This is a genomic window from Streptomyces nigra, from assembly GCF_003074055.1.
Lineage (GTDB): Bacteria > Actinomycetota > Actinomycetes > Streptomycetales > Streptomycetaceae > Streptomyces > Streptomyces nigra.
Map to the genome: position 1 here is coordinate 2,454,046 of NZ_CP029043.1, position 26,642 is coordinate 2,480,687.

Below are 26,642 nucleotides of genomic sequence, written 5' to 3' on the forward strand. Positions count from 1 at the left end.
TTTCCCTGGGGCCGCCTCGGGGCCGTCAGACAGTTGTCAGCCAGTCAGCCACGACCGAGCAGACAACCGTCCGCAACTCGGTTGCTTGTCCACCGTTAGTCGATGACATGGCGGGGACGGGGGTCAGTCCGTGGCGATCAATAGGTCCCCGCTGCCGTCTCGCCAGCTGATGCTCACCGCGCCGTCGGCGGTGTCGCGGACGTTGAGTTTCTCGAAATCGTCGGTTTCGTCCGGCGCGGTCATGGCCGGCAGCCGCAGGGTGTGGAGCAGGTGCCCAGTGCCCGCGTCGAGGATGAGCAGGTCGGCATGCACGCGGCGACCTGCGTCTGCCGCGGTGAGGAAGGGCTGGCGTACGACGTATACCCGGCCGTCGGCGATCTTGGGGAACCCGTACTCCTGGCCGGTTGGCGCCCGCAGCTGCCAGGAAGGTTGGCCGTCCAGGGTGTTGTAGGCGCGCAGGAGTGTGTCGTGGTCTTCGGAGCCGTCTTTCGGGTCGGTGGCGGACAGTACGGTGCCGCTGCCTGCGGCGACCACGTCCCACTCATCCAGGGGGAGCGTGGCGCGTGGAGAGATCCTTTGACGGTTCATGTCAAGCAACTGGATGGTCTGCGGGCGGTCCGGGTCCGGGGCGATCAGCGTGTGCCCGTCACCCCAGGCCGTCAGCTCGGGGTCCACGGTGCGCTGCTGCCAGAGGATCTTGCCCGTGCGGTTGTCGACCCCGAACAGAAGGCCGTACTCGTCCCGGTCGTCGCGACCCGACGCATTGCACATCACGTGGACGGCGTACAGGTGGTTCGGCAGGGCGTGCACGGAATGGAGGAATACCTCGGGACACGACTCAGGCGTCTTCAGCGTCCACAGACTCCGGCCACCACGCTCGTCGAAGGCGCGCACGGCGCCGAGATCCTCGGTGACGGCCCGGCCGCCGACGAGCTCCACGGACCGATAGCGGTCGCCAGCTCGAATCTCGGTATGCCACAGCAGCTTGCCCGTGCGCAGATCGATGGCTACGAGCTTCCCGTCGGTGAAGCGGGCTACCACGGTGCGTTCCGACACCCCGAACGACCACACAGCAGGGTTGTTCGAGTCCCGGCGCTCGTAGCGCCAGTACTCCTTGCCGGTCCGCAGGTTCAGCGCCGCCATGCCGGAATCCGTCCACCGTAGGGACAGTCCGTGCACCAAGGCCTGCTCACCCCCCGCCCGGCGCATGACGTGTTCAGGCGCGACTGGGGCCTCGGCGGCGAACGCGGCGGGAAAGGGGCCGTGGGCTCCAGTGAACACGTCCCGTGACTCGTACCAGTCCACCAGCCCACCGATCGCGAGGAGGAGCAGCACGATGTACACACCCCACACCCAGCCGCGGGCCATCTGCACGTCTGCCTGGCTCGGAACAGGCCTGCCCGATCCCCCCGACAGTCCCACCCCTGGTTCTCCCAGCAAATTCATCCGTCGCACCACAACAGCCCCCCCACAGGCCCTGCCCCTTGTCACCCCGACCGGGTGGCTCAGCTCCCATTCAGGAGCCGCGTAAGAGTACAGGTCTCCGCAGCTCACACCGGCAACCGCCCAACCTCGCTCCTAATGCGGGGCTCTGGCGCCGAGGGCCGTGATCCGGCACTACCTGAGGCCGTCCCTGGGCCGCCCGAAGACGGCCCACGACGACAGACGATGACAGTTGTCGACGGCTCTGCCCCTGCTCAGAGACGGCGCCTTGGGCACCGCCGCAGGTGCTCATCCGCGAACGTAAGTCGAGGAACTCCAGATGTCCGTCGTCTCGCCTGTCACAGGATGAAGCAGACTGCGCGCGTGGGCGCCCTAAGGGTCACGGTCATGACAAGCCCTCTTGCAGCAGCCGACCACGTTGGCGACCGAGAAGCCTTCAGCGCCTTTCTGGCGCGTCTACGAGCGGACCATGCGGAGAATGGCGCGGCGTGGGAGAACGGGACGCTAGACGCCTTCTTGGAGGCTCTGGAAGCCTGGGTCTCGGATGCGCCCGGGTGGTACGGCAACCACGGGCAGGATCTACCGCCCCAAGGCGACTGGACGTTCTTCGCTCGCGCCCTGGATGCCGCCCAAATCTACGAGTGAGGCCGTGCCCCCGACGTGCCCGACGGGACAGCAAGTAGCGGGGAGCCTCGGGGAACAGCGGGGGGCGAGCCGGGAACGCGCAGGTCAGCGTCTTGCCAGCTCAGCCCGGCTCCACATGCGCGATCTTCCAAACTAGCTACGCGGGTTCGATTCCCGTCGCCCGCTCTGTACGGCTCAGGGCCAGGCCGGAGGGTTCCTCCTCCGCCTGGCCCTGGTCGTTTTCCGGGGCGGTCCCGGTCAGGCTCGGCCTGGCCAGGTCGGGCCGTCCTCGGTCCAGACGACGCCCTTGTTGCGGCACAGGCAGAAGGGGTGGCCGATCGGGTCCGTGTAGACCTGCCAGCCGTAGCCCTCGGGGCCGATGAAGTCCTGCCGCAGGGTGGCGCCCAGGGCGAGGACGCGGCGCTGCTCGGGCTCGATCTCGTCCACCTCGAAGTCGAGGTGGAACTGCTTGGGGTGCTCGCTGTCGGGCCACTGCGGGGCGCGGTAGTCGTCCACCCGGATGAACGCCAGCTCGATCTCGCCGAACCGGATGCCGGCCCACTCCTCGGTGCTGCCCTCTTTGATGGGACGGCCGGTCACCTCGGAGTAGAAGGCCGCCAGCTTCATCGTGTCCGGGCAGTCGATGATGAAATCGGTCAGTCGCAGCATTCCGTGATCTTGGCACAGGGCCCCCGCCGCGGTCAGCCCTTCAGGGTGTCCAGGAAGGCGCTCACCGTGGCCGCGAAGCCCTCGGGGTCGGTCTCGTGGACCGTGTGGCCGGTGGGGAGCTGGGCGAGGCTGGTGTGGGGGCGGCGGGACGCCAGTTCCTTGGCGTGGGCCTCGGTGAGCGTGTCGCTGCGGGTGCCGTGGATCAGGAGGGCGGGGCAGTCCGTGGCGAGCCAGTCGGCCCAGTGGTCGCCGTTGACCCGGCCGACCGAGGTGACCATGTCCTCGGGGCGGAAGGCGAGGCCCCAGCCGTCTGGGTACTCGCGCAGGGCGTCGCCGAGGTAGCGGGCGGAGTCCCCCAGCTGTTCGATCAGGGCCGTGCGGGTCGGGGCTCGGTGGGGCCAGGACAGGCAGAAGGACAGGTCGTCGTCGATCTCGGTGCCGATGTCCTCGATGACGAGCGCGTGGACCAGGCCGGGGTGGCGGGCGGCGAGCTGGTAGGCGTTGACGCCGCCCATCGAGTGGCCGAGGACCACCGGCCGCTCCAGGCCGAGGTGGGAGATGAGCGCGGCCGCGTCGCCGACGTAGCCCTCGCGGGAGAAGTCCGGGCCCCGGTCGGAGAAGCCGTGCCCGCGCTGGTCCGGGGCGACGACCCGCCAGTGCGGGAAGAGGGCCCGGGCGAGGGGGGCGAAGGTGCGGCCCTCGTTGAAGTGGCCGTGCAGGGCGAGCAGGGGGCGTCCCGGGCCTCCGAAGTCGAGGTAGGACAGGCGGCGGCCGTCGAGGGTCAGGGCCGCACGGGCGGGCTCCGGGGGTGTGATCGTCTCCATGGGTCGTAGCCTGCGCTCACAGGGCGCGGACGTCCACGCTGTAGACGGAGCGGATGCCGTACGGGACGTAGAGGGCGTCGCCGACGAGGGTCAGGGGGGCGCCGGCGCCGGCCTCGGCGGTGCCGCCGTCGTCGCGGCCCTGGAGGGTGGCGGTGACCCGGCCGGTGCGCAGGTCGAGGGCGGCGAGGCGGCCGCTGGGGGACGCAAGGTAGAGGTGGGTGGCGGAGGCCACCGGGGGGCCCGGGGACTCCACGGTGGAGTTGCTCTCCCACAGGCGGCGCCCGTCCTCGGGTGCGAAGGCGCGGACGCTGCCGCTGGGGCGGGTGTAGCAGAGCCGGCCGCGGAGCAGGGTGGGCGTCGACGTCTCGGGCTGGGGCTCGGCGAGGCCCACGGTCGTCACGATGTGCGAGTCGGCGTCGATGAGCGTCACCGCGCGGTGGGCGCCGGCCGTGGGGAGCAGGACCAGGCGGCCGCCGGTCTGCCCGACGATGTCCATCTCCCCGTCGAGGTCCACGGTCCAGCGGGGCCGGCCGGTGGCGAGGTCGAGCTGGGCGACGCTGGTGCCGCCGGCGTCCTCGTCGTCGAAGGACCACTTCTGGCAGACCAGGTACGCCTGGCCGGCGGCGGCGCGCAGCAGGCAGATCCGGGTGTCGGGGTCGGGGAGCGGGTGCTTCCAGCGGACCTCGCCGTCGTCGGCGCCGAGCAGGGCGTACTGCTGTCCCTTCGGGCCGTGGACGGCGACGATGCCCTCCGGGACGGCGACGGCGTACCCGAGCTCGCTGTTGGGCTCGGACGCCTCCGGGCCGTCGCCGGTGACCGTGGACCAGAGCACCTCGCCGGTGCCGGCGTCGAGGGCCTGGACGGTGTAGCGGTAGTGGTTCTCGTCGCGGACGGTGCGGTCGTCGGAGCCGTAGACGAAGACACGGCCGTGGCGGGCGGCGAGGACGGTGCCCTGGTCGCCGAGGCCGAGTTCGTCGGCTGTGCCGTCGACGGGGCGGGCCCAGGTGTTGCGGCCGTCGGCGAGGGCGAAGCGGGTCGCCATGACGTCGTCGCCGGCGCACACCAGAGAGGTGCCGGTGGCCGCGCAGCGGGTGAACGGGCCGTCGGGGGTGGTCGGTTCCTTGTCGACGCCGGGGTCCTTGGACTTGCCGCGCCAGGGCTGCCAGCCGGCGGGGAGGTTCCCGGGTCTCGCTTCGTCGGAGGTCAGGGTGAGGGTCAGGGCGGCGAGGGCCGCCAGGGCCAGGGCGCCCGCGGCGGGAGCGAGCCAGGGGCGTCTGCGGCGGCGGGGCGGGGGCGCGTCCTGGGACACGGTCGGCGCGTCGCCGGCGCGTGGCTCGGGCAGGCGGCCGTCGCGCAGGAGGGCGAGGAGTTCGCCGGTGGTGGGGCGGGCGGCGGGGGACTTCTCCAGACAGAGCCGGACGAAGGTGAGCAGTTCGGTTGGTACGCCGTCGAGTTCGGGGGTGCCGTCGACGACCCGCAGGGCCGTCTCGTAGGGGCTCGGACTGTCGAACGGGCCGTGCCCTGTGGCGGCGTACACGAGGACGGAGCCGAGGGAGAAGACGTCGGCGGCGGGGCCGACGTCCTGCGGGGAGGAGAACTGCTCGGGCGACATGAAGGGCGGGGTGCCCATGACCCGGCCGGTCTGGGTGAGGACGTCGGAGGCGGCGAACTCGGTGGCGCGGGAGATGCCGAAGTCGATGACGCGGGGTCCGTCCTCGGCGAGCATCACGTTGGCCGGCTTCAGGTCGCGGTGGACCATTCCGGCGCGGTGGATGTCGCGCAGCGCCTCGGAGAGGCCGGCGGCCAGTTCGCGCAGTCTCGGCGGGGACAGCGGGCCGTGGCGGCGGACATGGGTGCCGAGGTCGGCGCCGGGGATGTAGAGCGTGGCCATCCAGGGGCGGGCCGCATCGGCGTCGGCGTCCACGACGGGGGCGGTGAAGGCGCCGCTGACCTGGCGGGCGGCGGCGACCTCGCGGCGGAAGCGGGTGCGGAACTCGTCGTCGTCGGCGTACTGGGCGTGTACGACCTTGACGGCGAGCCGGCGGCCGGAGGCGGAGCGGGCGAGGTAGACGACGCCCATGCCGCCGGCGCCGAGGCGGTCCTCGATCGCGTAACCGCCCACCTCCGCCGGGTCGGTCTCGCGCAGCGCCATGCCGTACGTCCCCCGTTCCGTGCCGTTCGACGATCTCGAACGAGGGTATCCGTAGGTGTCCGGGCGTCCCGACGGACCCGGGACCTGCCTAGAACTGGATCGAGTTGATGGTCTCCGCTATCGAGTTGAGGAACCGCTGGATGTCGTCCGCCATGCCTGTCGAGGCCAGGAAGAAGCCGAACAGCACGGCGACGACGGCGGGGCCGGCCTTCAGGGATCCGCCACGGATCAGCACCACCAGCACGATCGCCAACAGCAGTACCACTGACAGCGAAATGGCCACAACAGATCACACCCTCGGTCGGTCCGCTCTCCCGGCCCGGGGACGCGACCCCGCGCACCCCGCCAGAACCATCGTGCCACCAACCGGGCCCGCCTATGCGGCACGTGACGTTTCGTTCGCCACCGCTGTGCCGGGGGTGCGGCCGCGCCGGGGTGCGCTCAGGGGTGTGAACGCTCGCCCCCGTCCCGCCCGTACAGCATTTCGAGGAGACACCCGCGCGGCGAATTCAACGGGATCGTTTCCATCGCCACACAACGTGTTCGCAGCTATTTCGAATTCATGGAGGGTTGATCATTTCATCGGCGGCATCTCCTGGCCATATGGCTCACCTTGTCGGCATGAATCCGGACAAGCCGGGCGTTCAACAGGGGTCTGCCAGGGGTCCGTTAGCCGCCCCCGTGCGAGGTCGCGCACAATAAACGTTAATGACCTCGCGGGTTTTACGAAATCACTCAGACAACGCTAGGGTGCCTCAGATGTTCCACGCTGCCTCGTCCCCCGCATGCGCAGCGCGGTCCGGGATCCTCTCCCCCGGTTCTCGTCGGGAGGGTCTGTGACGGACTCGCTGCGACCGCAAGGCCACAACAGAGCGCCACTCCCCCCGGCACAGCAGCCGGCGGACGGAGTGCCGAGTCCGCGCTCTCCGCAGAACAGGAAGGCCCAGGGCAACGCCAGAGCCGCGTCGAGCGGCGCCAGACAGCGCGACGCGTTCTTCGACAACGCGAAGTACCTGGCGATCGTCCTCGTCGCCATAGGACACGCCTGGGAGCCGATCAAGGGCGGCAGCCGGACCCTGGAGACGCTGTACACGGTCGTGTACACGTTCCACATGCCGGCGTTCATCATCATCTCCGGCTTCTTCTCCCGCAGCTTCGACGCCAGCCCCAGCCGGATGAAGCGGCTGATCACCGGTGTCGCGGTGCCGTACATCGTGTTCGAGACGGCCTATCCGCTCTTCAAGCGCTGGATCGACGACGACCCCGGCATGGACGTCAGCATCCTGGATCCCTGGTACCTGACCTGGTTCCTGTGCGCGCTGTTCATCTGGCGGCTGACCACACCCCTGTGGAAGGTCGTGCGCTGGCCGCTCCCCATCGCGCTCGGGCTCGCCATGATGGCGACCGTCACCCCGGAGATCGGCGACGACCTGGACCTCCAGCGGGTCCTGCAGTTCCTGCCGTACTTCGTGCTCGGTCTGATCATGAAGCCGGAGCACTTCCACATGGTGCGCACGCGCACGACGCGGCTGCTGTCGGTGCCGATCGGCGTGGTGACGCTGCTCGTCGCCTACTGGGCGGTGCCGCGCATGAACACCGCGTGGTTCTACCACCGCGACGCCGCACAGGAGCTGCAGGCACCCTGGTGGACCGGCCCGGTCATGGTGCTGGCGATGTTCGGCTGCTCGCTGCTGCTGACGGCCTGCTTCTTCGCCTGGGTGCCGCGCCGTCACATGTGGTTCACCACGCTCGGCGCCGGCACGCTCTACGGCTATCTGCTGCACGGCTTCGTCGTGAAGGCCGGTGACTACCAGGGCTGGTTCGAGGCGGACTGGCTGCACCGCCCCGAGGGCGTCGCCTTCGTCAGTGTCCTCGCCGCCGTCGGCGTCACGCTGCTGTGCACCGCGCCCGTGCGCCGGGTCTTCCGGTTCGCGATGGAGCCGAAGATGGAGTGGGCGTTCAAGCGGGACGCGGCCGAACTGGCCCGTGCCCGCGAGCGCCGCGAGGGCGCGACCGCCCGCGAGAAGGTCGACGCCTGAGCCGTACCCGGGAGCTCAACCGCCGACGAGACCGAGAAGTGCGCGCATCCGCGTGTACTTCTCGGTCAGTCGTTTCCGGGTCCCCTCGTCCAGGACCGCGAGCCGCGCCGGATCGGCGTTGTGCGCCAGATCGGCCTCTTTGACCAGCAGGGCGCCGGGGGTGGCGAGGATGCGGGCCGCGTACTCCTCGGGCGGTTCCCCGGCCCGCTTGGTGACGGCCCGCACGATGTCCTTCGTACGCCGGCTCAGCGCGGCCCCCTCGAGCCACTCCCCGGACAGGGCGTCGTCCTCCACGGCGTCGTGCAGCCAGGCCGCCGCGATCTGGTCGTCGTCGCCGCCCCGCGCGCGGACGCCCGCCGCGACGGCGCTCAGATGCTCACTGTACGGCCGCCCGGCCTTGTCGGTCTGAGCCGCGTGGGCGGCGCGGGCGACGGCCTCCACGTCGGCGAGGGACAGCGTCGGCGGCGGGGTGTCCCGCGGTGTCTCGGTCACCCCCACAGTGTCCCGCTCAGGGCGCCACCGACGCCGTCGGCCCCTCCCGGCAGATCAGCAGGAGCGCCCGGTCGTCGTTGACGTCCTTCGCGACCGCCTCGATGAGATGCCAGGCCGCCCCGTGGAACCCGCCCGCCACATACCGGTCGGCCTCCCCGGTGAGCCGGTCGATGCCCTCGGCGATGTCCCGGTCGGACGTCTCGACGAGGCCGTCGGTGAACAGCATCAGGACGTCGCCGGGGCGCAACGAGCCCTTCACGGGGTCGAACTGGGCGCCGTCGTACACCCCGAGGAGGGGTCCCTCGGCGGCCTTCTCCTCCCAGCGGCCGCTGCCCGCGCTGAGTTGGAGGCCCGGCGGGTGCCCGGCCGAGTAGAGCTCGTAGTCGCCCGAGTCGAGGTCCAGGACGAGGTGGATGGAGGTCGCGAAGCCCTCGTCCCAGTCCTGGCGCAGCAGATAGCCGTTGGCGGCGGGCAGGAACGCGTGCGGGGGCAGGCTGCCCAGCAGACCGCCGAAGGCGCCGGACAGCAGCAGGGCGCGGGAACCGGCGTCCATGCCCTTGCCGGAGACGTCGGTGAGGACGACCTCCAGGGTGCGGCCGCCGTTGGTGCGGGCCGCGACCACGAAGTCGCCGGAGAAGGACTGGCCGCCGGCCGGGCGCAGGGCCATCTCGCGATGCCAGCCGTGCGGCAGCTGCGGGAGCTTGCTCTGTACGCGGATGCGCTCGCGCAGGTCGAACAGCATGGTGCCGCCGCGCCGCCAGGGCACGCCGACCCGGCTGCGGAACTGCGCGATGAGCAGCCCGAAGAACCCGCACGCGGCGACGACGAGGACGACGCCCGGCGTGACGCGCGAAGGGCCTTCCGTGTACGGGCCCAGCTGGACGGACTCGACGATCAGCGCGGTGGCCGCCGCCGCGTACAGCCCGAGCAGGCTCGCGGGGCGCAGCAGCACACCGCCCGCGACGATCGGCAGGACCAGCGCGGCCGGGGAGAACCACACCGGGTTCACCATGGTGGCGGCGCAGATCATGGGCACGGTCACGAGCAGTCCGGCGAGCGCGACCCAGTCCGAGCCGTCGCCGCGGAAGTAGTCCACGGCGCTTCTGCGCAGGGCGGTTCGGACCCGGTGCCACTGCATCTTCGACCGGGCCGTGAACGTCTCGGCCGCCGTGCGCCGCTCTCGTCCTGCTGCCATCAGTTCGGGACCCTATCCATCGGACCAGCTGCTTGGCACGGGAGGTCCCACTTGTCCCCCGTCCGAGGTTCAACTTCACAGTGAACTTCACGGAATGCCGCTTCGTCGCCGTCACCGGGAAATTGCCTCGCCCCGTCCGCACCGCGCTGGTACGCATGGTCCATGGTGAAAGAGAGCGCGGGCGACACGGGCGGACTTCGGCCACGGCCGTTGCGGCAGGACGAGTGGGACATCTGGTACGACACCCTGCTGCGTGCCTTCGGCGGGATCCCGGAGGCGGCCGAGGAGCGGGAACTCTACCGGTCCCTGACCGAGGTCGAACACTCCCTCGGTGTCTGGGACGGGGACGCGTGCGTGGGCACGGCCGGGGCGTTCAGCTTCCGGATGGCCGTGCCCGGCGGGGCGGTCGTGCCGGCGGCCGGTGTGACGATGGTCGGCGTGGCCGCCACGCACCGGCGGCGCGGTGTGCTGACGTCGATGATGCGCCGCCAGCTCGACGACGTCCGCGCCTCTGGCCGTTCGCTGGCGGTGCTGACCGCCTCGGAACCGGCGATCTACGGCCGGTTCGGCTACGGCGTCGGCACCTTCGCCGCGAGCGCCGAGATCGACACGTCCCGGGTCCGGCTGTCGGTGCCGCCGGGCACCGATGACGTACGGCTGAGGTACGCCGTACCGGCCGACGTCCTCGACGCGTGCGAGGCGGTGTACGCGGCGAAGGTGCCGCGCCGGCCGGGGATGCTGGCACGGCAGCCGGGCTGGGAGCGGGTCGGGCTGCTGGACCCGGAGGGCGAGCGCGGGGGCGCGTCGCCGCTGCAGTGCGTGGTGGCGGAGCGGGACGGCGCGGTCGTCGGGTTCGCGCGCTACGCGGTGCAGCCGGAGTGGGGGCACGGCGGGCCCGACGGGATCGTGCGGGTGCGGGACCTCTACGGCCTGGGCCCGGCCGCGGAGGCGGCGTTGTGGCGGTTCCTGTTCGACCTCGATCTGACGTCGAAGGTGGTGACGCGGTCGCGGCCGGTGGACGAGGCGTGGCAGTACCAGGTCTCGGACATCCGGCGGTGCGAGCTCCGGGTGAAGGACGCCCTGCACATACGGCTGGTGGACGTGGGCGCGGCGCTGGAGGCGCGGACCTACCAGACCCCGGTGGACGTCGTGTTGGAGGTCGAGGACGCCTTCTGCCCCTGGAACAGCGGGCGTTGGCGGCTCAGCGGCGACGGCAAGGGCGCGTCGTGCGAGCGTACGGCGGACGCCGCCGATCTCGCCCTGTCCGTACGGGAGTTGGGGTCGGCGTATCTCGGCGGGGTGGGCCTGCGGGCGCTGGGCGAGGCCGGACGGGTGCGGGAGCTGCGGCAGGGGGCGCTGGAGGAGGCGGCGTCGGCCTTCGCGTCCACGGTGGCGCCCTGGCTGCCGCACGGCTTCTGACGCGCGGCCCGCGCGGTCAGGGCGTCTGACAGCCCGGGCACCAGAAGAGGTTGCGGGCGGCGAGGCCGGCGGTGCGGATCTCGCCGCCGCAGAGGTGACAGGGCTGGTTCGCCCTGCGGTAGACGTAGACCTCGCCGCCGTGGTCGTCGACGCGCGGCGGGCGGCCCATCGCCTCCGGGGTGTGCTCGGGGCGGACGGTGTCGATGCGGTTTTTGCGGACTCCCTCGCGCATCAGCGCGACGAGGTCCGCCCAGATCGCGTCCCACTGGGCCGGGGTGATGTCCCGGCCGGCCCGGTAGGGGTCGATGCCGTGCCGGAAGAGGACCTCGGCCCGGTAGACGTTGCCGACGCCGGCGACGACCTTCTGGTCCATGAGCAGAGCCGCGATGGACGTACGGCTGCGGGAGATCCGCCGGTACGCCTGCTGCGGGTCGGCGTCGGGGCGCAGCGGGTCAGGGCCGAGGCGGTCGTGGACGGCCGTCTTCTCCGTGCCGGTGATCAGGGCGCAGGTGGTGGGTCCGCGCAGATCGACGTAGGCGGTGGGGTTCGCGAGGCGCAGCCGGACGGTGTCCGTGGGCGGCGGCGCGGGAGCGGGGCCGAAGTTCACCTTGCCGAAGAGGCCGAGGTGGATGTGGACCCAGTCGGTGTCGCGGAAGCCCAGGAAGAGGTGCTTGCCGTGGGCGTCGGTGCGGGTGAGCTCGGCGCCGTCCAGAAGGGCCGCGGCGTCGGAGAACTTGCCCTGGGGGCTGGTGACCCGGGGTGACGTGCCGCGGAAGGCGGCGGCGTAGTCCTGGGCCAGCCGGTGGATGGTGTGCCCCTCAGGCACGGTGGCTCCTTCGTCGTCTCCCGGGGACCGGTGCGTGCGGTCCGGCCGGGGGGCGGTGCCCCCGGCCTCCGGTCGGCGTTACTGCTCCTGCTGCGGGTGGTGGGCCGGGATCGGGGGGAGCTCGCCCGTGGTCTCGTAGGCGCTGAGCATCTCGATCCGGCGGGTGTGACGGTCCTCACCCGAGTACGGGGTGCCGAGGAAGGTCTCGACGAACTTCGTCGCCTCCTCGGTGGTGTGCATGCGCGCGCCGACGGCCACGACGTTGGCGTTGTTGTGCTGACGGCCGAGCGCCGCCGTCTCCTCGCTCCAGGCGAGCGCCGCGCGGACGCCCTTCACCTTGTTCGCCGCGATCTGCTCGCCGTTGCCGGAGCCGCCGATCACGATGCCGAGCGCCTCGGGGTCCGCGGCCGTCCGCTCCGCCGCGCGGAGGCAGAAGGGCGGGTAGTCGTCCTGGGCGTCGTAGATGTGGGGCCCGCAGTCCACCGGGTCGTGACCGGCGGCCTTCAGCCAGTCGACGAGGTGGTTCTTGAGTTCGAAGCCCGCATGGTCGGAGCCGAGATACACGCGCATGCAACGAGTGTGACACGGCGGCCGTGGGGCAGCAGCGTCGGGTGGCCACGCCTTGGAAACTGTGATGTGGACTATAGAAGCTCAAGGAAACCTCAAGTAACAATCCCGAATCAAAGGTTCCCGAATCGGTTCTCCTCCGATTCACTGGTCCGGCTCGTACACCGGCGTGATCCGCTTCGTACGAGGACCGCTCCCCACGGCGCAAAGGAAATTCCGTTCCATGACTTCGCAGCCGACAAAGAAGACGGCCGCACCGGCTGTCGGCGGCCATGGCCTCCAGGCAGGGCTCAAGGACCGCCATCTCTCGATGATCGCCATCGGTGGTGTCATCGGTGCCGGGCTCTTCGTCGGGTCCAGCTCCGGTATCGCCACGGCCGGACCCGGCATCCTCCTCTCGTACGCGCTCGTCGGCACGCTCGTGGTGCTGGTGATGCGCATGCTCGGTGAGATGTCCGCGGCCAACCCGACCTCCGGCTCCTTCTCCGCCCACGCCGACCGGGCCCTCGGGCGCTGGGCCGGTTTCTCCATCGGCTGGCTGTACTGGTTCTTCTGGGTGGTCGTGCTGGCGGTCGAGGCGACCGCCGGCGCGGTGATCCTGGAGGGCTGGATCCCGGCCGTACCGCAGTGGGCCTGGGCCCTCATCGTGATGATCGTGCTGACCGCGACGAACCTGGTGTCCGTCGGGTCGTACGGCGAGTTCGAGTTCTGGTTCGCCGGCATCAAGGTCGTCGCGATCGCCGCGTTCATCGTGATCGGCGGGCTCGCGGTCTTCGGCGTGCTGCCGGGCGTCGACAGCGACCAGGCGGGACTCAGCAACCTCACCGGCCACGGCGGCTTCCTGCCCAACGGTCCGGGGGCGATCCTCACCGGTGTGCTGCTGGTCGTCTTCTCCTTCATGGGCAGCGAGATCGCCACGCTGGCCGCCGGTGAGTCGGAGAACCCGCAGAAGGCCGTCACGAAGGCCACCAACAGCATCATCTGGCGGGTCGCCGTCTTCTACCTCGGCTCGATCCTCGTCGTGGTGTCGCTGCTCCCCTGGGACAGCAAGGCGATCGCCGAGGACGGCTCGTACGTCGCCGCCCTGGACTCGCTGAGCATCCCGCACGCCGGTCAGATCATGAACTTCATCGTGCTGACCTCGGTGCTGTCCTGTCTGAACTCCGGCCTCTACACCGCCTCCCGCATGGCCTTCTCGCTGGGCCAGCGCGGGGACGCGCCCAAGGGCTTCGGCCGCACCACCGGCAACGGCGTGCCGCGCACGGCGATCCTCGCGTCCGTCGCGTTCGGGTTCGTGGCCGTGTTCTTCAACTACAAGTTCCCCGACTCGGTCTTCCTCTTCCTCGTCAACTCCTCCGGCGCGGTCGCCCTGTTCGTGTGGCTGGTGATCTGCTTCTCGCAGCTGCGCATGCGCCGGATCATCCAGCGCGAGGCGCCGGAGAAGCTCGTCGTGAAGATGTGGCTGTACCCGTATCTGACCTGGGCGACGGCCGCGCTGATCGTCTTCGTCCTCGGCTACATGCTCACGGACACCGAGCACGACGGCCGCAAGACCGTGCTGCTGTCGCTCCTCGTGGCCGCGCTCGTCCTGATCGTGGCGTTCGTGAAGGAGAAGGTGGGCGCCGGACGCGGGACCGCTGCCGTGGTGGCCGGTCCCGACGTGGAGGACGCGGAGGACGCGTCGCCGGGCAAGGTCAAGACCGGCTGACGGTCGGCTCGTAGGGCCCTGGGGAGGGGTGGCGGGACGTTCCCGCCGCCCCTCCCCTTTTCGTGCCCTCGTGGTCACAGCACCGTGAAGCTGTCCCTGACCCGGGCGTAGGTCTCCAGGGCCTGCTCCTCGGCCTCCGGGCGGTACCAGGTGTTGATCTGGTACGCCCTGCCGTCCTCGGTGAAGCCGAGCAGCCGGGCGTGCCAGGACTCCCCCTGGAGCGTGAAGGTGTACTCCCAGACGACCGCGGGGCGGTCCCGGAAGGTCGTCCGTTCCAGGCGGATCTTGCGGTAGTCGGCGCCCTGGCGGGCGTCCTGCTCGGACTTCTCCCAGGAGTCCATGAGGTCGCCGCGGGCGAGGGACGACTTGGCGGCGAGTTCCTGGCTGCCGTCGGGGGCGGTGTAGTGCACCTCGGCACCGGTCTTGACGTTGCGCTTCCAGCCCTCGGGGGTCGCCCAGGCGAACCCGCCCGCCTCCCGGTGGGCGCCGGGCGGCAGGCTCTGCGGGCGTGCGGTGCCCTCCACGGTGGGCGAGGACGCGGCTCGGGACGCCGAGGGCCCGGCCTCGGCTTTGTCGCCGCCGGGCGAGCCGGTGCCGTTGAGAAGGACGCCGGTGACGATCGCGGCCGCGAGGACGGCGGTGACCGCGACGGCTGCGGCGATACGGCGCCGGTTGCGCCGGGGGCGGAGGGCGGGCGCTGGCGTTTCGCTCACCGGAAGGGGGCTCCCGGGGCGGAGGAGGGAGACGCCGGGGGGCTTCGGGGTGGGGTTCGTGGTCCGGCCGGACGGGGGTTCGGGGAGTGGGGTCGGCGAGGGGCTGTGGAGCGCCGAGGAGCGGGCTGTGGGGTGGGGGAGGTGGATGGGGGTGTGGTGATCGCTTCGGGGGGCGAGGTGGCGGCGGGGGGCCGATGGTCTGCCTCGGAGGCGGGTGTCCGCTTGATCGGGGCGGGGGCCTGGTGGTCCGCCCCGGATGCAGGCGTGCGCCTGGTCGGGATGGCGTCGTGCACGTCGTTCGGCAGGCGGGGGTCGGGGGCCCGGGGGGCGTCCGGGGTGGGCGGTGCCGGTGCGACCACGCCGGATGCGGTTGCCGCGCCGGGAGCGCCTGACGCGGGCCCGGCGGCTGGACCGCCCGGCTCCGGCCCGGCACCGAGCGGCCCCGGCACAGGCGCTTCGGCAACGGCACCCGGCTCGGGCGCGGGGACTCCGGCCCCGGTCGGCGCCGTAGCGGGAGTGTCCGGCGCGCCGGAAGGTACGGCCTCCGGCGGCGCGCCGCCCACCGGGCTGTGTCCGGGGCCGGCGCCCTCCCCCGCCGAGGTGCCGGCGTCCAGGCCACCGGTCTGCTCCAGGGCCGGGCGGGGCCTGGGGGCGAACCCCTCCCGTGGCGGCTGCGCGACGGCCGCCAAGCCGTGCCCAGGGGCAGCGCCCTCCCCCGCCGAGGTGCCGGCGTCCAGGCCACCGGTCTGCTCCGGGGCCGGGCGGGGCGGGGAGGCGAACCCCTCCGGTGCCCGTGGTCCAGCGCCAGACGGGCCCTGTCCGGGGACGGCGCCCGCCCGCGCCGCCCTCTCGGCGCCCGGGCCACCGGTCGGCTCCGGGGCCGGGTGCGGCGTGGGGGCCGGCCCTTTTGGTGGTGGCGGCGCGGCGGCCGCGGGGTCCTGGCCGAGGTTCCGCGCTGCGGGCTCGGGGTCCCGGCCCCCGTGGTTTTGCGCTGCCGTCTCGGTGTCCCCGCCGGGCGTCTGTTCCGGGGCGGAGGTGGCGTCGGGGTGAAGCCCTCCGTCGGTGCGAGGGGCGGGGGCTGGGGTGGGAGGAGTGGGTGGGGGACCGGGATCGTGGGGGTGGGGGGTGGGGAGGCCACTGGGGTCAGGGAGGACTCCAGGGTGTCCAGGGTTGGGCGGGCGGACGGGTCCTTCTGGAGGAGGGCCGTCAGGATGGGGTGCAAGGGGCCTGCAGTGGGCGGGAGTTGGGGCTCCTCGTAGAGGACCGCGTGCAGTGTCGCCAGTGTCGTGTCGCGGGAGAAGGGGGAGCGGCCGGCCAGGGCCGCGCACAGGGTCGCGCCCAGGGACCAGACGTCCGACGGCGGCCCCTGAGGGCGCCCGGAGATGCGCTCGGGGGCCATGTAGTCCGGGGAGCCGACCAGCATGCCGACCATCGTGAGCGCCTTGGCGTCCTGGATGGCCGCGATGCCGAAGTCCGTCAGGACCACGCGCCCGCGCCCGCGCGCGGCCTCCGTCTCGACCAGGACGTTCCCCGGCTTGATGTCCCGGTGCAGTACACCGCGCGCGTGCACCTGCCGCAGGGCCGCCACCAGGCCGAGGCCGATCCTGGCGGTCTCGGCGGGGCCCAGCGGGCCGTCCTCCGCCATGATGCGCTCCAGGGAGCGGCCGGCCACCAACTCCATGACGATCCAGAGGTGTTCACCCTCGTCGACGACGTCGTAGACCCGTACGACATGAGGGTGGTCGATCCGGGCCGTCGCCCGCGCCTCGCGCAGGGTGCGTTCACGGCGGGTGCGGGTGTCCTCGGGATCGAGGCCGTCTATCCGCATTTCCTTGACGGCGACCAGCCGGTCGAGCATTTCGTCGACCGCCCGCCACACCCGTCCCATTCCCCCCTGGCCGATACTCTCGACCAATCGATAGCGCCCCGTCACCAGTAAACCCGGAACCCCACCGCTTCTCGTATTCCCCGGCAATCCGCTGCACCCCCTCGATGCCGCATCGGACATCCGCCATTGAAACACAATGGTCACACTTCAGGCCGTACCAGCATAGTGCGGAGAAATCTTGTGGTAGCTCTTCAAGTACTGCGAATTCAGGCGCAGGCAAGGGGGACGAACATGAGTTCTCGTCACACGACGGCCATCGCGGGATCGCTGGTCGCGACATCTTTCTCGGCAGTGATGATCTTCTCGTTCACCGCCAGTGCGGATGACCAGGGGCCCGGCAGCAGCAAGGGGGGAAAGGTCATCGACGAGGCACCGGCGGGAGTGAGGCTCACCACCGAACTGCCCGAGAAAATCTCGGTGGACAACAGTTCGCAGAAAACCGGGATCACTGCCACCGTCAAGAACGAAGGGACCAAGGACAGCGGAAAGATCCAGCTATTGGTCGTCGGGTTCGACGGCCTGACGGTCAAGAATGTCGAGGGCTGCTCGGCCATCGACAAGGCCGCCCTCCCCGAGGGCTCGAACAGCGGTTTCGCCTGCCCGCTCGACAATCTCCCCGCGGGTGGCTCGAAGTCGTACGCCGTGGACGCGACGTTCGACGTACGCAAGGAGGGCAAGATCTGCCTGCCCGTCCAGACCGGGGACGGCAAGAAGACGTACTGGCAGCAGGGCCCGGTGCCGTTCGGCACGACCAATCCGTCACCGGACGCCCCGGCCACACCGCTGCTGCTCGGCACGGACAACAAGCCGGTGGCGCCGGGCGCCGACGAACTGCCCAAGACCGGCCTCGCCCGTGACGTCCTGCCGCTGGGCGCGGCCGGGGCGGCCCTGCTGACCGCAGGCGCGGCGGGCCTGTGGTGGTCGCAGTTCCGGCGGACCCCGCAGGACTGACAGGCGGAACGGAAAGGACGAGAGGCTCGTCGGTCGCGTGTGCGACCGGCGAGCCTCTCGCTCTGGGTGATGCCGCGTCAGCGGTCGAGCAGCTTCCAGGCCGTGGGCAGCGCGCCCATCGCCAGCGCCGCCTTCACCGCGTCGCCCACGAGGAACGGCACCAGACCGGCCGCGATCGCGGCGGACGCCGACATGCCGGTGGCGAGGGCGAGGTAGGGGACGCCGACGGCGTAGATGATCGCCTCGCCGAGCAGCATCGCGCCGACGGTGCGCAGTGCGGTGCGGTCGGCGCCGCGACGGGCCAGGGCGCCGACGACGGTGGCGGCGAGGATCATGCCGAGGATGTAGCCGAAGGACGGGGCGGTGGCTCCCGAGGTGCCCTGCGCGAACCACGGCACGCCCGCCATGCCGGCCAGCGCGTACAGCGCGAGCGAGAGGAAGCCGCGGCCGGCGCCGAGCGCGGTGCCGACCAGCAGCACGGCGAGGGTCTGGCCGGTCACCGGCACCGGGGAGCCCGGCACGGGCACGGAGATCTGGGCGGCCAGGCCGGTGAGGGCGGCACCGCCGGCGACGAGCGCGATGTCGCGGACGCGGGAGGCGGGGAGCAGGTCGGCGAGGACCTGTCCGGTGCGTGCGGGGGCTGCGGCGGCGGTGCTCATGGGGACTCCGCGAGGTGAGGGCGGTACGGGACGCTGTGACGCTATCCCAGGGTGTTCCGCTCCCTCACCGTCAGTGGTCGACAAAGGCGGGATCATGGGCTTGGTGGGCTCCGGACAAAGGAGGTGCCGTACACACCGTCCGGGGTGATGCCGGTCACTGAGGCAGGGACGTTCGGCTCACAGGCCGGGGGTCCGGGCCGTCTGTAGGGTTCCACCAATCATGTTGCCCGCGTATGAAGAACCGTCTCGCCCGTCGGTCGCCGTCTGGGCAGCACCGGCGCGCTTTGCTAGCTTCGAACGCATGGTCGCCCAGTCCCGGAACTTCACGTCGCGTCGCCATGTCGACCTGCGACGCGTGGGTGCCGCCGCCTGTCGCCGTCCGGGGTGAGCCGGCCCGGGTGACCCGGCCCGGCTCGCCGTTCTCCACGGCGCAGTGTCGGACCGGATCCCGAGAAAGTTCCCCCATGCCCCGTACCGCGGCACCCATCCTGACGTCCCCCTCGACCACCCCCTCCTCGTCCCCGATTCCCCGGATCGCCGACCCGGACCGGCGGCGGACCAGCGCGAGTGTCGTCCTGCGTTCCGTGCTGGAGCACGGGCCCGTGGCGCGCAGCACCATCGCCCGGCTGACCGGACTGTCCCCGGCGTCGGTGACCGGCCACTGCGCCCGGCTCGCCGGGCTGGGCCTGATCCGTGAGGCGGCGGCACCCCGGCCGTCCGGCGGGGTCGGACGCCCGCACGTACCGGTCGACCTGGACGACTCACGGCTCGTCGTCGGCGGGGTGCATGTGGCGGTGCCGTACACCACGGTGGCGCTGCTCGATCCGCGCGGCCGGGTCGTGGCGCACCGGGAGATCCCGCACTCCGGTCCGGCCGATCCGTACGACGTGCTGGACCGGGCCGCCGGGACGCTGGCCGCGCTGCTCGGCGAGCGGCCGGGGGCCCGGCCGCTCGGGGTCGGCTTCGCGGCCGGAGGCTGGGTGGACCGGGCCTCGGGGGTGGTCGTCGAGCATCCGCTGCTGGGCTGGCGGGAGGTGCCGGTGCGCGAGGTGCTCGAAGCGCGTACCGGACTGCCGGTCCATGTGGACGGGCACGCACGGGCGCTGGTGAACGCGGAGCGGCTGTTCGGGCGGGCGCGCGGCAGCCGCAGTGTGCTGCACCTGTTCGTCGGCAACGTGGTCGACGCGGCGTTCGCGACGAACGACGAGGTGCATCACGGTCCCCGGTCGCAGGCCGGCGCGATCGCCCATCTGCCTGTGCCCGGCGGCACGGAGCGGTGCGCCTGCGGCCGGACCGGCTGCCTCCAGGCCGAGTTGAGCGAGCGGACGCTGTGCCGCCGGGCGCGGGCGGCCGGGGTCATCGGCGGCTGGAACCCCCGGCACGTGGTGCGCGCGGCACGGGACGGGGACGCGACGGCCGTACGGCTGCTGACCGAGCGGGCGCGGACGACCGGCCGGGCGGTGGGGCTGCTGCTCGACGTGCTCAACCCGGAGACCGTCGTCGTCACGGAGATCGGTGTCCTCAGCCGTGAGGACTGTCTCGGGGCGCTGCGCGTGGCCGTGGGCGACGGGCGCGCGGCGTCGGTCGTGCCGTCGAGTTTCCCGGATTCCGTGCTGGCGGTGGCGGGCGGTTCGGTGGCTCTGGACGTGCTGTACCGGGACCCTCTGGGTGTGTCCTCGAGCGTTTCACCTGAGGCTATTTAATTCAGAAACTCCGAATATTGACAGCGATCACCCGCGACCGGGAACATGCTGGTCATGAGCCTTTTCGTGAGCTGTCGCACCCACTGTTGCTGACACGTCGCCGCGTGTGAGGCGCTCATCCTCCCCTGCGTGAATTCTCTTTTCCCGGCCATTTCCCGGCCCGCTCCCTGAATTCCGCATGCTCTTTTCCCTGGTTTCCCTTCCATCTCCCTGTGGAGTCCTCCCATGCCTTCCTCCTCCGTGTCCGGTGTCGACCGGCGGCTCTTCCTGACCTCGGCGCTCGGTGCCGTGGCCGGTGTCGCGGGACTCAGCGGCTGCGCCGGCAGCGCGGCCGCCGGCAGTGAGGGCGCCTCGACCGCCCCGCTCGCCGCCAAGGTGCCCGCGGGCACCTCGCTGAAGATCGCCTCGTACCAGAACGCCCAGCAACTGCAGCTCAGGCTCGCGAAGTTGGGGGATCCACCGTTCGAGGTGAGCAGTTGGCTGAACATCGGCGCCGGCCCCGACGTCATCAACGCCTTCCGCTCCGGCTCGCTGGACCTGGCCAACAACGCGGGGATCCCGCCGATCCAGGCGTACTACCAGGGCTTCGACGCCAAGATCGTGGCGATCAACATCACCCGCAAGCCGAACTACCTCTTCGCCACCAAGCCCGGCAGCGACATCCGCACGGTCGCGGACTTCAAGGGCAGGCGGCTGGCGTTCTCACAGGGCCAGGCGCAGGGCGTCGTCCTGCTGCGGGCGCTGAAGAAGGCGGGCCTGAAGTACGACGACGTGGAGCTGGTGCCGCTCACCAGCAACCAGTTCCTCACCGCCCTGCAGTCCGGCCAGGTCGACATCGCCCCGCTCGCCAACAGCCAGGCCCCCGCGTATCTGACGCAGTACGAGGGCAAGGGCGCCCGCACCATCCCCACGGACGTCGTCGACCTGCTCAGCCTGCTGTGGGCGCCGGTCTCGGTGCTGAACGACAAGGCGAAGGCCGCCGCGGTCGCCGCCTACATCCCGTACTGGGCCAAGGGCCAGGTGTGGGCGTACGAGCACCCGGACGTCTGGAACCGAGAGTTCTACGTCAAGACGCAGAACCTGAGCCTGGCGCAGGCCGAGGCGATCACGGAGCTCGCCAACAAGCCGCTGTTCCCGCCGAGCTGGCGCGAGGCCATCGAGTGGGAGCAGGAGACCGCCGATCTGCTCGCGGAGGGCGGCTTCGTGAAGAAGTTCGACGTCGGCGAACTCTTCGACCACCGCTTCGAGGGCATCGCGGCCAAGGCCGTGTCCGCGGAATACCGGAGGTGACCGCCATGACGACCACGACCACCACGACCGTTCCCGAGGCACCACCCCTCGCCGGGCCGGACCGCCGCGTCCGCCGGCGCCGCCCCCTGACCCCCGGCCGCCGCCTTCCCGCCGCCCGGCTCGCCGGCCCTCTACTGCTCGTCGTGCTGTGGGCCGCCGCCTCCGCCGCCGGAGCCCTCGACCCCGGCGCGATCCCGGCGCCCTGGACGGTCGTCGAGACCGGCGCCCATCTGTGGACGGACGGGACCCTGCCGGACGACGTGCTGACGTCGTTGCAGCGGGCGGCGACCGGGTTCGTCATCGGGCTCACCGCCGGGGTCGTCCTGGCACTGGCGTCGGGGCTGACCCGGACCGGGGAGGCGCTGATCGACGGGACGGTCAACCTCAACCGGGCCATCCCGACGCTGGGTCTCATCCCGCTGTTCATCCTGTGGCTGGGCATCGGCGAGACCTTCAAGATCGCGATCATCGCCATCGTCGTCTACATCCCGATCTATCTGAACACCCATGCCGCGCTGTCCGGCATCGACAGCCGCTTCGTGGAACCCGCCGAGGTGCAGGGCCTGAACCGGCTCCGCTTCATCCGGCAGATCGTCGTCCCGGGCGCGCTGCCCGGCTTCTTCGTCGGGCTGCGGCTCGGCGTGACCGGGTCCTGGCTGGGCCTGGTGGTGCTGGAGCAGATCAACGCCACCAGCGGCCTCGGCTATCTGATGTTCCAGGCGCAGAACTACGGCCAGACCGACGTCATTCTCGTCGGGCTCGTCGTCTACGGCGTCTTCGGCCTGGTCTCCGACACCGCTGTCCGCCTCATCGAACGGAGGGTGCTGACGTGGCGCCGCACACTGAGCAGCTGACCCGTCCCGCCGTGCAACTGCGCGGCCTGACCCGGTCGTTCGAAGGACGGACGGTCCTCGACGGCATCGACCTCGATCTGCCCGCCGGCCAGTTCACGGCGCTGCTCGGGCACAGCGGCTCCGGGAAGAGCACGTTGCTGCGGGCCGTCGCGGGCCTGGACCGCGAAGTCACCGGCAGCGGGCAACTCACGGCCCCCGAGCGGGTGTCCGTGGTCTTCCAGGACTCCCGGCTGCTGCCCTGGCGCCGGGTCCTGGACAACGTCCTCCTCGGCCTCGACGGCAAGGACGCGGCGGAGCGGGGCCGCCAAGCCCTCGCCGAGGTCGGCCTGGAGGGCAGGGAGCGGGCCTGGCCGAACGAGTTGTCCGGCGGTGAGGCACAGAGGGCCGCGCTCGCCCGGTCCCTGGTGCGCGAACCCGAACTGCTGCTCGCGGACGAGCCGTTCGGGGCGCTGGACGCGCTGACCCGGATCAAGATGCACAACCTGCTGCGGGAGCTGTGGGAGCGCCACCGCCCGTCCGTCCTGCTCGTCACCCACGACGTCGACGAGGCGATCGTGCTCGCCGACCGGGTGCTCGTCCTGGAGCACGGCCGGATCGCGCTCGACGTCACGATCGACCGCGACACACCCCGGTCGGCGTACCGGGAACGGCTGCTCGCGGCGCTCGGCGTCACCGAGGACTCGAGGTGACCACCGGTCCCCACGATCGCGCCCCCTACTCCCCCCGACCGAGGACTCCCATGACCCGACAGCTCCATCTGAACGCCTTCCTCATGAACACCGGCCACCACGAGGCCTCCTGGCGGCTCCCGGAGAGCGATCCGTACGCGCACGTCGATCTCGCGCACTACGTACGGCTGGCGCGGACCGCCGAGCGCGGCACCTTCGACTCGCTGTTCCTCGCCGACGGCCCGCAGCTGTGGAGCAATCTCGCGCAGCGGCCCGCCGGCGCCCTGGAGCCGCTGACGCTGCTGACCGCGCTGGCGACGGCCACCGAGCACATCGGGCTGATCGCCACCGCGTCGACGTCCTACAACTCGCCGTACAACCTGGCCCGCAAGTTCGCCTCGCTGGACATCGTCAGCGGCGGCCGGGCCGGCTGGAACATCGTCACCACCGCCGGTGCCGAGGCCGCCCGGAACTTCGGCCTGGACGCGGAGCCCGCGCACGCCGAGCGCTACGCCCGGGCCGCCGAGTTCGTGGACGTCGCCCGGAAGCTGTGGGACAGCTGGGAGGACGACGCGATCGTCGCCGACAAGGCGGCCGGTGTGTGGGGCGACGACGCGAAGATCCATCCGCCGCGGCACCGGGGGACGTACTTCCGGGTCGAGGGGGCGCTCAATGTGCCGCGCACCCCGCAGGGCCACCCGCTGCTCGTGCAGGCCGGGTCGAGCGAGGACGGCAAGCGCTTCGCCGCGCGGTACGCGGAGGCCGTGTTCACCGCGCAGCAGACCATCGAGGACGCGCGTTCGTTCTACGCCGACCTGAAGGCCCGTACGGCCGAGGCGGGCCGGGACCCCGACCACATCAAGGTGCTGCCGGGCATCGTCCCGGTGATCGGTTCCACGGAGGCCGAGGCGCGGGCCGCCGAGCAGGTGCTGGAGGACCACATCGTGCACACGCACGGGGTGGCCCGGCTGGAGAGCCTGCTGCAGCTGGCGCCCGGCACCCTGGAGCTGGACGGCCCGCTCCCCGCCGACCTGCCGTCCGAGGACGCCGTCGAGGGCGCCAAGAGCCGGTACACGCTGGTCGTGGAGCTGGCCCGACGCGAACGCCTCACGGTCCGGCAGCTGATCGGGCGGCTAGGCGGCGGTCGCGGCCACCTCACCTTCGCCGGCACCCCGGAGCAGATCGCCGACGCCATCGAGACGTGGTTCACGCAAGGAGCGGCCGACGGCTTCAACATCATGCCGCCGGTGCTCCCCTCCGGTCTGGACGCCTTCGTCGACCACGTGGTGCCGATCCTGCGCCGGCGCGGTCTGCTGCGCACCGCGTACGGGCCGCGCCGGACGCTGCGCGAGCGCTACGGCCTGCCGCGCCCCGCCAACCAGTACACCGTCCGCGAGAACGCCCTCGTCTGAGCCACCTGAGTCACCTGAGTCACCTGAGTCACCTGAGTCACCTGAGTCACCTGAGTCAGCCCTACCGAAAGGACCCGCCCGTGTCAGGCATCGAGATCCAGAAGATCACCGCGCACATCGGCGCCCGGGTGTCCGGCGTCGACATCTCCCGGCCGCTCGACGGGGAGACCGTCGCCGCGCTGCGCGAGGCCCTCAACGCCCACAAGGCGCTCGTGTTCGAGGACGTGAACCTGGACGACGCCACCCACCAGGACTTCGTCCGTCACTTCGGCGACGTCACCACCGCCCATCCGACGGTCTCCTCGATCGCCGGCGCCCCCAACGTGCTTCCGGTGGACAGCGAGCGGGGCCGTGCCGCCAACCACTGGCACACCGACGTGACGTTCGTCCTCAACCCGCCGCAGGCCACGACCCTGCGCAGCATCACCCTCCCGCCGTACGGCGGCGAGACGCTGATCGCCAACGCGGCGGCCGCCTACCGCCAGCTGCCCGAGCCGCTCCGAAATCTGGCGGACAGCCTGTGGGCGGAGCACACCAACGACTACGACTACGCGGTGCCGGACGAGGAGATCGACGAGCGGCAGGCCGCCCAGCGCGCCCAGTTCACGTCGATCACGTACCGCACGGTCCACCCGGTCGTGCGCGTCCACCCGCTGACCGGGGAGCGCGGTCTGTTCATCGGCGGGTTCGCGCAGCGGATCGTGGGTCTGTCGCCGGGCGAGTCCCGCAGGATCCTCGACCTGCTGCAGGCGTACGTCACCCGGCCGGAGAACATCCTGCGCCACCGCTGGTCGGAGAACCAGCTGGTCGTCTTCGACAACCGCATCACCCAGCACTACGCGGTCGACAACTACGACGGCCTGCCTCGCCGGCTGCACCGGGTGACCGTCGCCGGTGACGTGCCCGCCGGTATCGAGGGCAAGGAGAGCTACTCGATCGAGGGGGACGCGTCGCACTACACGCCGGTCGCCGCGTGACACAGGGATCACACAGGGTGCGGCCGGTGTCCGCATAGTGGGCAGCCTCTCCTCCTGAGCGGAGAGGCTGCCCATGCTGTGGGGGTTTTTTGCCCTCTCACGCATTGGACGAGCCGCGCCCATGCAGAACAGCACCACCGAGTCGACGCCCGCGAAGGCGGCCGACGCCCCCCTGTCCCACGGCCTCAAACAGCGCCATCTGTCGATGATCGCCCTCGGCGGTGTCATCGGCGCCGGGCTGTTCGTCGGGTCCGGTGCGGGCATCGCCGCCGCCGGACCGTCGATCGTCGTCGCCTATGTCGTCTCCGGCCTCCTCGTGATGCTGGTGATGCGGATGCTCGGCGAGATGTCGGCCGCGTATCCCTCCTCCGGTTCCTTCTCCGCGCACGCCGAGCGGGCGATCGGCCCCTGGGCGGGGTTCACCGCCGGCTGGTCCTTCTGGGTCCTGCTGTGCACGGCCGTCGGGCTGGAGGGCATCGGCGCGGCGAAGATCGTCACCGGCTGGCTGCCCGGCACCCCGGAGTGGGCGTGGGTGGCCCTGTTCATGGTGGTGTTCTGCGGCGCGAACCTGGCCGCGGTGAAGAACTTCGGTGAGTTCGAGTTCTGGTTCGCCGCGCTGAAGGTCGGCGCGATCGCGCTGTTCCTGGTGCTGGGCGGGCTGGCCATCGCCGGTCTGCTGCCCGGCACGGACGCGCCCGGGACCGCGCACCTCACCGGTGAGGGCGGCTTTCTCCCGAACGGCACCGAGGGACTGATCATCGGCCTGCTGGCGTCGGTCTTCGCCTACGGCGGCATGGAGACGGTCACCATCGCCGCCGCCGAGTCGGAGGACCCGGTCAGCGGGGTGGCGCGCGCGGTGCGCACGGCCATGTGGCGGATCGCCCTGTTCTACATCGGCTCGATGGCAGTCGTGGTCACCCTGGTCCCCTGGGACTCCGCGGCGGTCGTCGAGAAGGGCCCGTACGTGGCCACCCTCGACCGGCTCGGCATCCCCGGTGCCGGGCAGCTGATGAACGTGGTGGTCCTGGTCGCCCTGCTGAGCGCCATGAACGCCAACATCTACGGCTCCTCGCGGATCGCCTACTCCCTCGTGCAGCGGGGCCAGGGCCCGGCGGCGCTGGGCAAGGTCGCGGGCGGTGTGCCGAGGGTCGCGGTCCTCGCGTCGTCCGTCTTCGGCTTCGTGTGCGTCGTCCTGTCGTACTGGCGTCCCGACGACGTCTTCCCGTGGCTGCTGAACATGATCGGCGCGGTGATCCTGGTCGTCTGGATCTTCATCGCGGCCTCGCAGCTGCGGCTGCGCCGGCGTCTGGAGCGCGAGGCGCCGGAGAAGCTGGTCGTGCGGATGTGGGCGTTCCCGGTGCTGACGTGGGTGGCGCTGGCCGGGATGGCCGCGATCTTCGTGCTGATGGCCCGCGAGGCCGACACGCGGGTGCAGCTGTACTCGACGGGTGCGATGACCCTGTTCCTGGCGGCCGTCGGCTACGCCTGGCAGCGCTCGCGCGCCCGGAGCTGACCGGTCCGCTCCCCCGGCGAAGCCCCCGTGTGATCCACACGGGGGCTTTTTGCTGT

At 71.4% G+C, this 26,642-nt stretch carries 23 protein-coding genes and 1 pseudogene; 12 read left to right on the forward strand and 12 right to left on the reverse strand.

Annotated features, from left to right (window positions below):
• Window positions 1-123: 123 nt before the first annotated feature.
• Complete coding sequence (locus DC008_RS11340; RefSeq protein WP_164492291.1) at window positions 124-1,344, reverse strand: outer membrane protein assembly factor BamB family protein; 1,221 nt, start codon at window positions 1,342-1,344, stop codon at window positions 124-126.
• 486 nt (window positions 1,345-1,830) lie between these two features.
• On the opposite strand from DC008_RS11340, the gene DC008_RS36450 reads away from it, so the two are divergent.
• On the forward strand, window positions 1,831-2,088 hold the full coding sequence (locus DC008_RS36450) for a DUF7660 family protein (protein ID WP_108710652.1): 258 nt from the start codon (window positions 1,831-1,833) through the stop codon (window positions 2,086-2,088).
• A gap of 237 nt (window positions 2,089-2,325) precedes the next feature.
• On the opposite strand, the gene DC008_RS11350 is transcribed toward DC008_RS36450, so the two are convergent.
• The 4 genes from DC008_RS11350 to DC008_RS11365 form a co-directional block, all read right to left on the reverse strand.
• Entirely contained in the window at window positions 2,326-2,736 is a 411-nt protein-coding gene (locus tag DC008_RS11350; RefSeq protein ID WP_108706868.1) for a VOC family protein, read from the reverse strand.
• A 32-nt stretch (window positions 2,737-2,768) separates the two neighbouring features.
• Window positions 2,769-3,560 (reverse strand): alpha/beta fold hydrolase, encoded by a 792-nt coding sequence (locus tag DC008_RS11355; RefSeq protein ID WP_108706869.1) that lies wholly within the window; start codon window positions 3,558-3,560, stop codon window positions 2,769-2,771.
• A gap of 16 nt (window positions 3,561-3,576) precedes the next feature.
• Window positions 3,577-5,712 carry a serine/threonine-protein kinase gene (locus tag DC008_RS11360; protein WP_108706870.1) on the reverse strand — a complete coding sequence of 712 codons (2,136 nt, stop codon included), beginning with the start codon at window positions 5,710-5,712 and terminating at the stop codon, window positions 3,577-3,579.
• 88 nt (window positions 5,713-5,800) lie between these two features.
• Window positions 5,801-5,995 carry a hypothetical protein gene (locus DC008_RS11365; protein WP_004001285.1) on the reverse strand — a complete coding sequence of 65 codons (195 nt, stop codon included), beginning with the start codon at window positions 5,993-5,995 and terminating at the stop codon, window positions 5,801-5,803.
• 553 nt (window positions 5,996-6,548) lie between these two features.
• Between DC008_RS11365 and DC008_RS11370 the strand changes: the two genes are divergently transcribed.
• Window positions 6,549-7,751, forward strand: coding sequence for an acyltransferase family protein (locus DC008_RS11370; RefSeq protein ID WP_108706871.1), 1,203 nt, complete (start codon window positions 6,549-6,551; stop codon window positions 7,749-7,751).
• 15 nt (window positions 7,752-7,766) lie between these two features.
• Here DC008_RS11370 and DC008_RS11375 read toward each other — a convergent pair whose 3' ends face one another.
• Together DC008_RS11375 and DC008_RS11380 are read right to left on the reverse strand one after the other, a co-directional pair.
• A complete protein-coding gene (locus tag DC008_RS11375; RefSeq protein WP_108706872.1) occupies window positions 7,767-8,243 on the reverse strand; it encodes an HD domain-containing protein in 477 nt (158 codons plus the stop codon).
• Window positions 8,244-8,259: 16 nt separating this feature from the next.
• Window positions 8,260-9,438, reverse strand: coding sequence for a PP2C family protein-serine/threonine phosphatase (locus tag DC008_RS11380; protein WP_055623856.1), 1,179 nt, complete (start codon window positions 9,436-9,438; stop codon window positions 8,260-8,262).
• A gap of 162 nt (window positions 9,439-9,600) precedes the next feature.
• On the opposite strand from DC008_RS11380, the gene DC008_RS11385 reads away from it, so the two are divergent.
• Entirely contained in the window at window positions 9,601-10,857 is a 1,257-nt protein-coding gene (locus DC008_RS11385; RefSeq protein WP_108706873.1) for a GNAT family N-acetyltransferase, read from the forward strand.
• 16 nt (window positions 10,858-10,873) lie between these two features.
• Here the strand turns inward: DC008_RS11385 and DC008_RS11390 are convergent, their stop codons facing one another.
• Entirely contained in the window at window positions 10,874-11,683 is an 810-nt protein-coding gene (locus DC008_RS11390; protein WP_108706874.1) for an Fpg/Nei family DNA glycosylase, read from the reverse strand.
• 78 nt (window positions 11,684-11,761) lie between these two features.
• Window positions 11,762-12,253 (reverse strand): ribose-5-phosphate isomerase, encoded by a 492-nt coding sequence (locus DC008_RS11395; RefSeq protein ID WP_055623859.1) that lies wholly within the window; start codon window positions 12,251-12,253, stop codon window positions 11,762-11,764.
• Window positions 12,254-12,473: 220 nt separating this feature from the next.
• Here DC008_RS11395 and DC008_RS11400 point away from each other — a divergent pair, with 220 nt between their 5' ends.
• Window positions 12,474-13,958: an amino acid permease gene (locus DC008_RS11400; protein WP_108706875.1), complete on the forward strand. Its 1,485-nt coding sequence runs from the start codon at window positions 12,474-12,476 to the stop codon at window positions 13,956-13,958.
• Between the two features lie 74 nt (window positions 13,959-14,032).
• Here the strand turns inward: DC008_RS11400 and DC008_RS11405 are convergent, their stop codons facing one another.
• Together DC008_RS11405 and DC008_RS11410 are read right to left on the reverse strand one after the other, a co-directional pair.
• On the reverse strand, window positions 14,033-14,671 hold the full coding sequence (locus DC008_RS11405) for a hypothetical protein (RefSeq protein ID WP_108706876.1): 639 nt from the start codon (window positions 14,669-14,671) through the stop codon (window positions 14,033-14,035).
• Window positions 14,672-15,875: 1,204 nt separating this feature from the next.
• Window positions 15,876-16,679: pseudogene (locus DC008_RS11410) on the reverse strand (serine/threonine-protein kinase); the annotation flags it as partial.
• A gap of 111 nt (window positions 16,680-16,790) precedes the next feature.
• Here DC008_RS11410 and DC008_RS11415 point away from each other — a divergent pair.
• A complete protein-coding gene (locus DC008_RS11415; protein ID WP_108706877.1) occupies window positions 16,791-17,510 on the forward strand; it encodes a hypothetical protein in 720 nt (239 codons plus the stop codon).
• 77 nt (window positions 17,511-17,587) lie between these two features.
• On the opposite strand, the gene DC008_RS11420 is transcribed toward DC008_RS11415, so the two are convergent.
• Window positions 17,588-18,169, reverse strand: a complete 582-nt coding sequence (locus DC008_RS11420) for a biotin transporter BioY (RefSeq protein ID WP_055623863.1) — start codon at window positions 18,167-18,169, stop codon at window positions 17,588-17,590.
• Window positions 18,170-18,633: 464 nt separating this feature from the next.
• Between DC008_RS11420 and DC008_RS11425 the strand changes: the two genes are divergently transcribed.
• The 7 genes from DC008_RS11425 to DC008_RS11455 all read left to right on the forward strand — a co-directional run bounded on the left by DC008_RS11425 (window position 18,634) and on the right by DC008_RS11455 (window position 26,586).
• Entirely contained in the window at window positions 18,634-19,872 is a 1,239-nt protein-coding gene (locus DC008_RS11425; RefSeq protein ID WP_108706878.1) for an ROK family transcriptional regulator, read from the forward strand.
• A 225-nt stretch (window positions 19,873-20,097) separates the two neighbouring features.
• Entirely contained in the window at window positions 20,098-21,162 is a 1,065-nt protein-coding gene (locus DC008_RS11430) for an ABC transporter substrate-binding protein (RefSeq protein WP_108706879.1), read from the forward strand.
• 5 nt (window positions 21,163-21,167) lie between these two features.
• Window positions 21,168-22,016: an ABC transporter permease gene (locus DC008_RS11435; RefSeq protein WP_108710653.1), complete on the forward strand. Its 849-nt coding sequence runs from the start codon at window positions 21,168-21,170 to the stop codon at window positions 22,014-22,016.
• Window positions 21,992-22,705: an ABC transporter ATP-binding protein gene (locus DC008_RS11440; RefSeq protein WP_108706880.1), complete on the forward strand. Its 714-nt coding sequence runs from the start codon at window positions 21,992-21,994 to the stop codon at window positions 22,703-22,705. The genes DC008_RS11435 and DC008_RS11440 overlap by 25 nt, the downstream gene beginning before the upstream one ends.
• 50 nt (window positions 22,706-22,755) lie before the next feature.
• A complete protein-coding gene (locus DC008_RS11445; protein WP_108706881.1) occupies window positions 22,756-24,096 on the forward strand; it encodes an LLM class flavin-dependent oxidoreductase in 1,341 nt (446 codons plus the stop codon).
• Between the two features lie 80 nt (window positions 24,097-24,176).
• On the forward strand, window positions 24,177-25,073 hold the full coding sequence (locus DC008_RS11450; RefSeq protein ID WP_108706882.1) for a TauD/TfdA dioxygenase family protein: 897 nt from the start codon (window positions 24,177-24,179) through the stop codon (window positions 25,071-25,073).
• Window positions 25,074-25,194: 121 nt separating this feature from the next.
• Window positions 25,195-26,586, forward strand: coding sequence for an amino acid permease (locus DC008_RS11455; protein ID WP_108706883.1), 1,392 nt, complete (start codon window positions 25,195-25,197; stop codon window positions 26,584-26,586).
• Window positions 26,587-26,642: the final 56 nt, after the last annotated feature.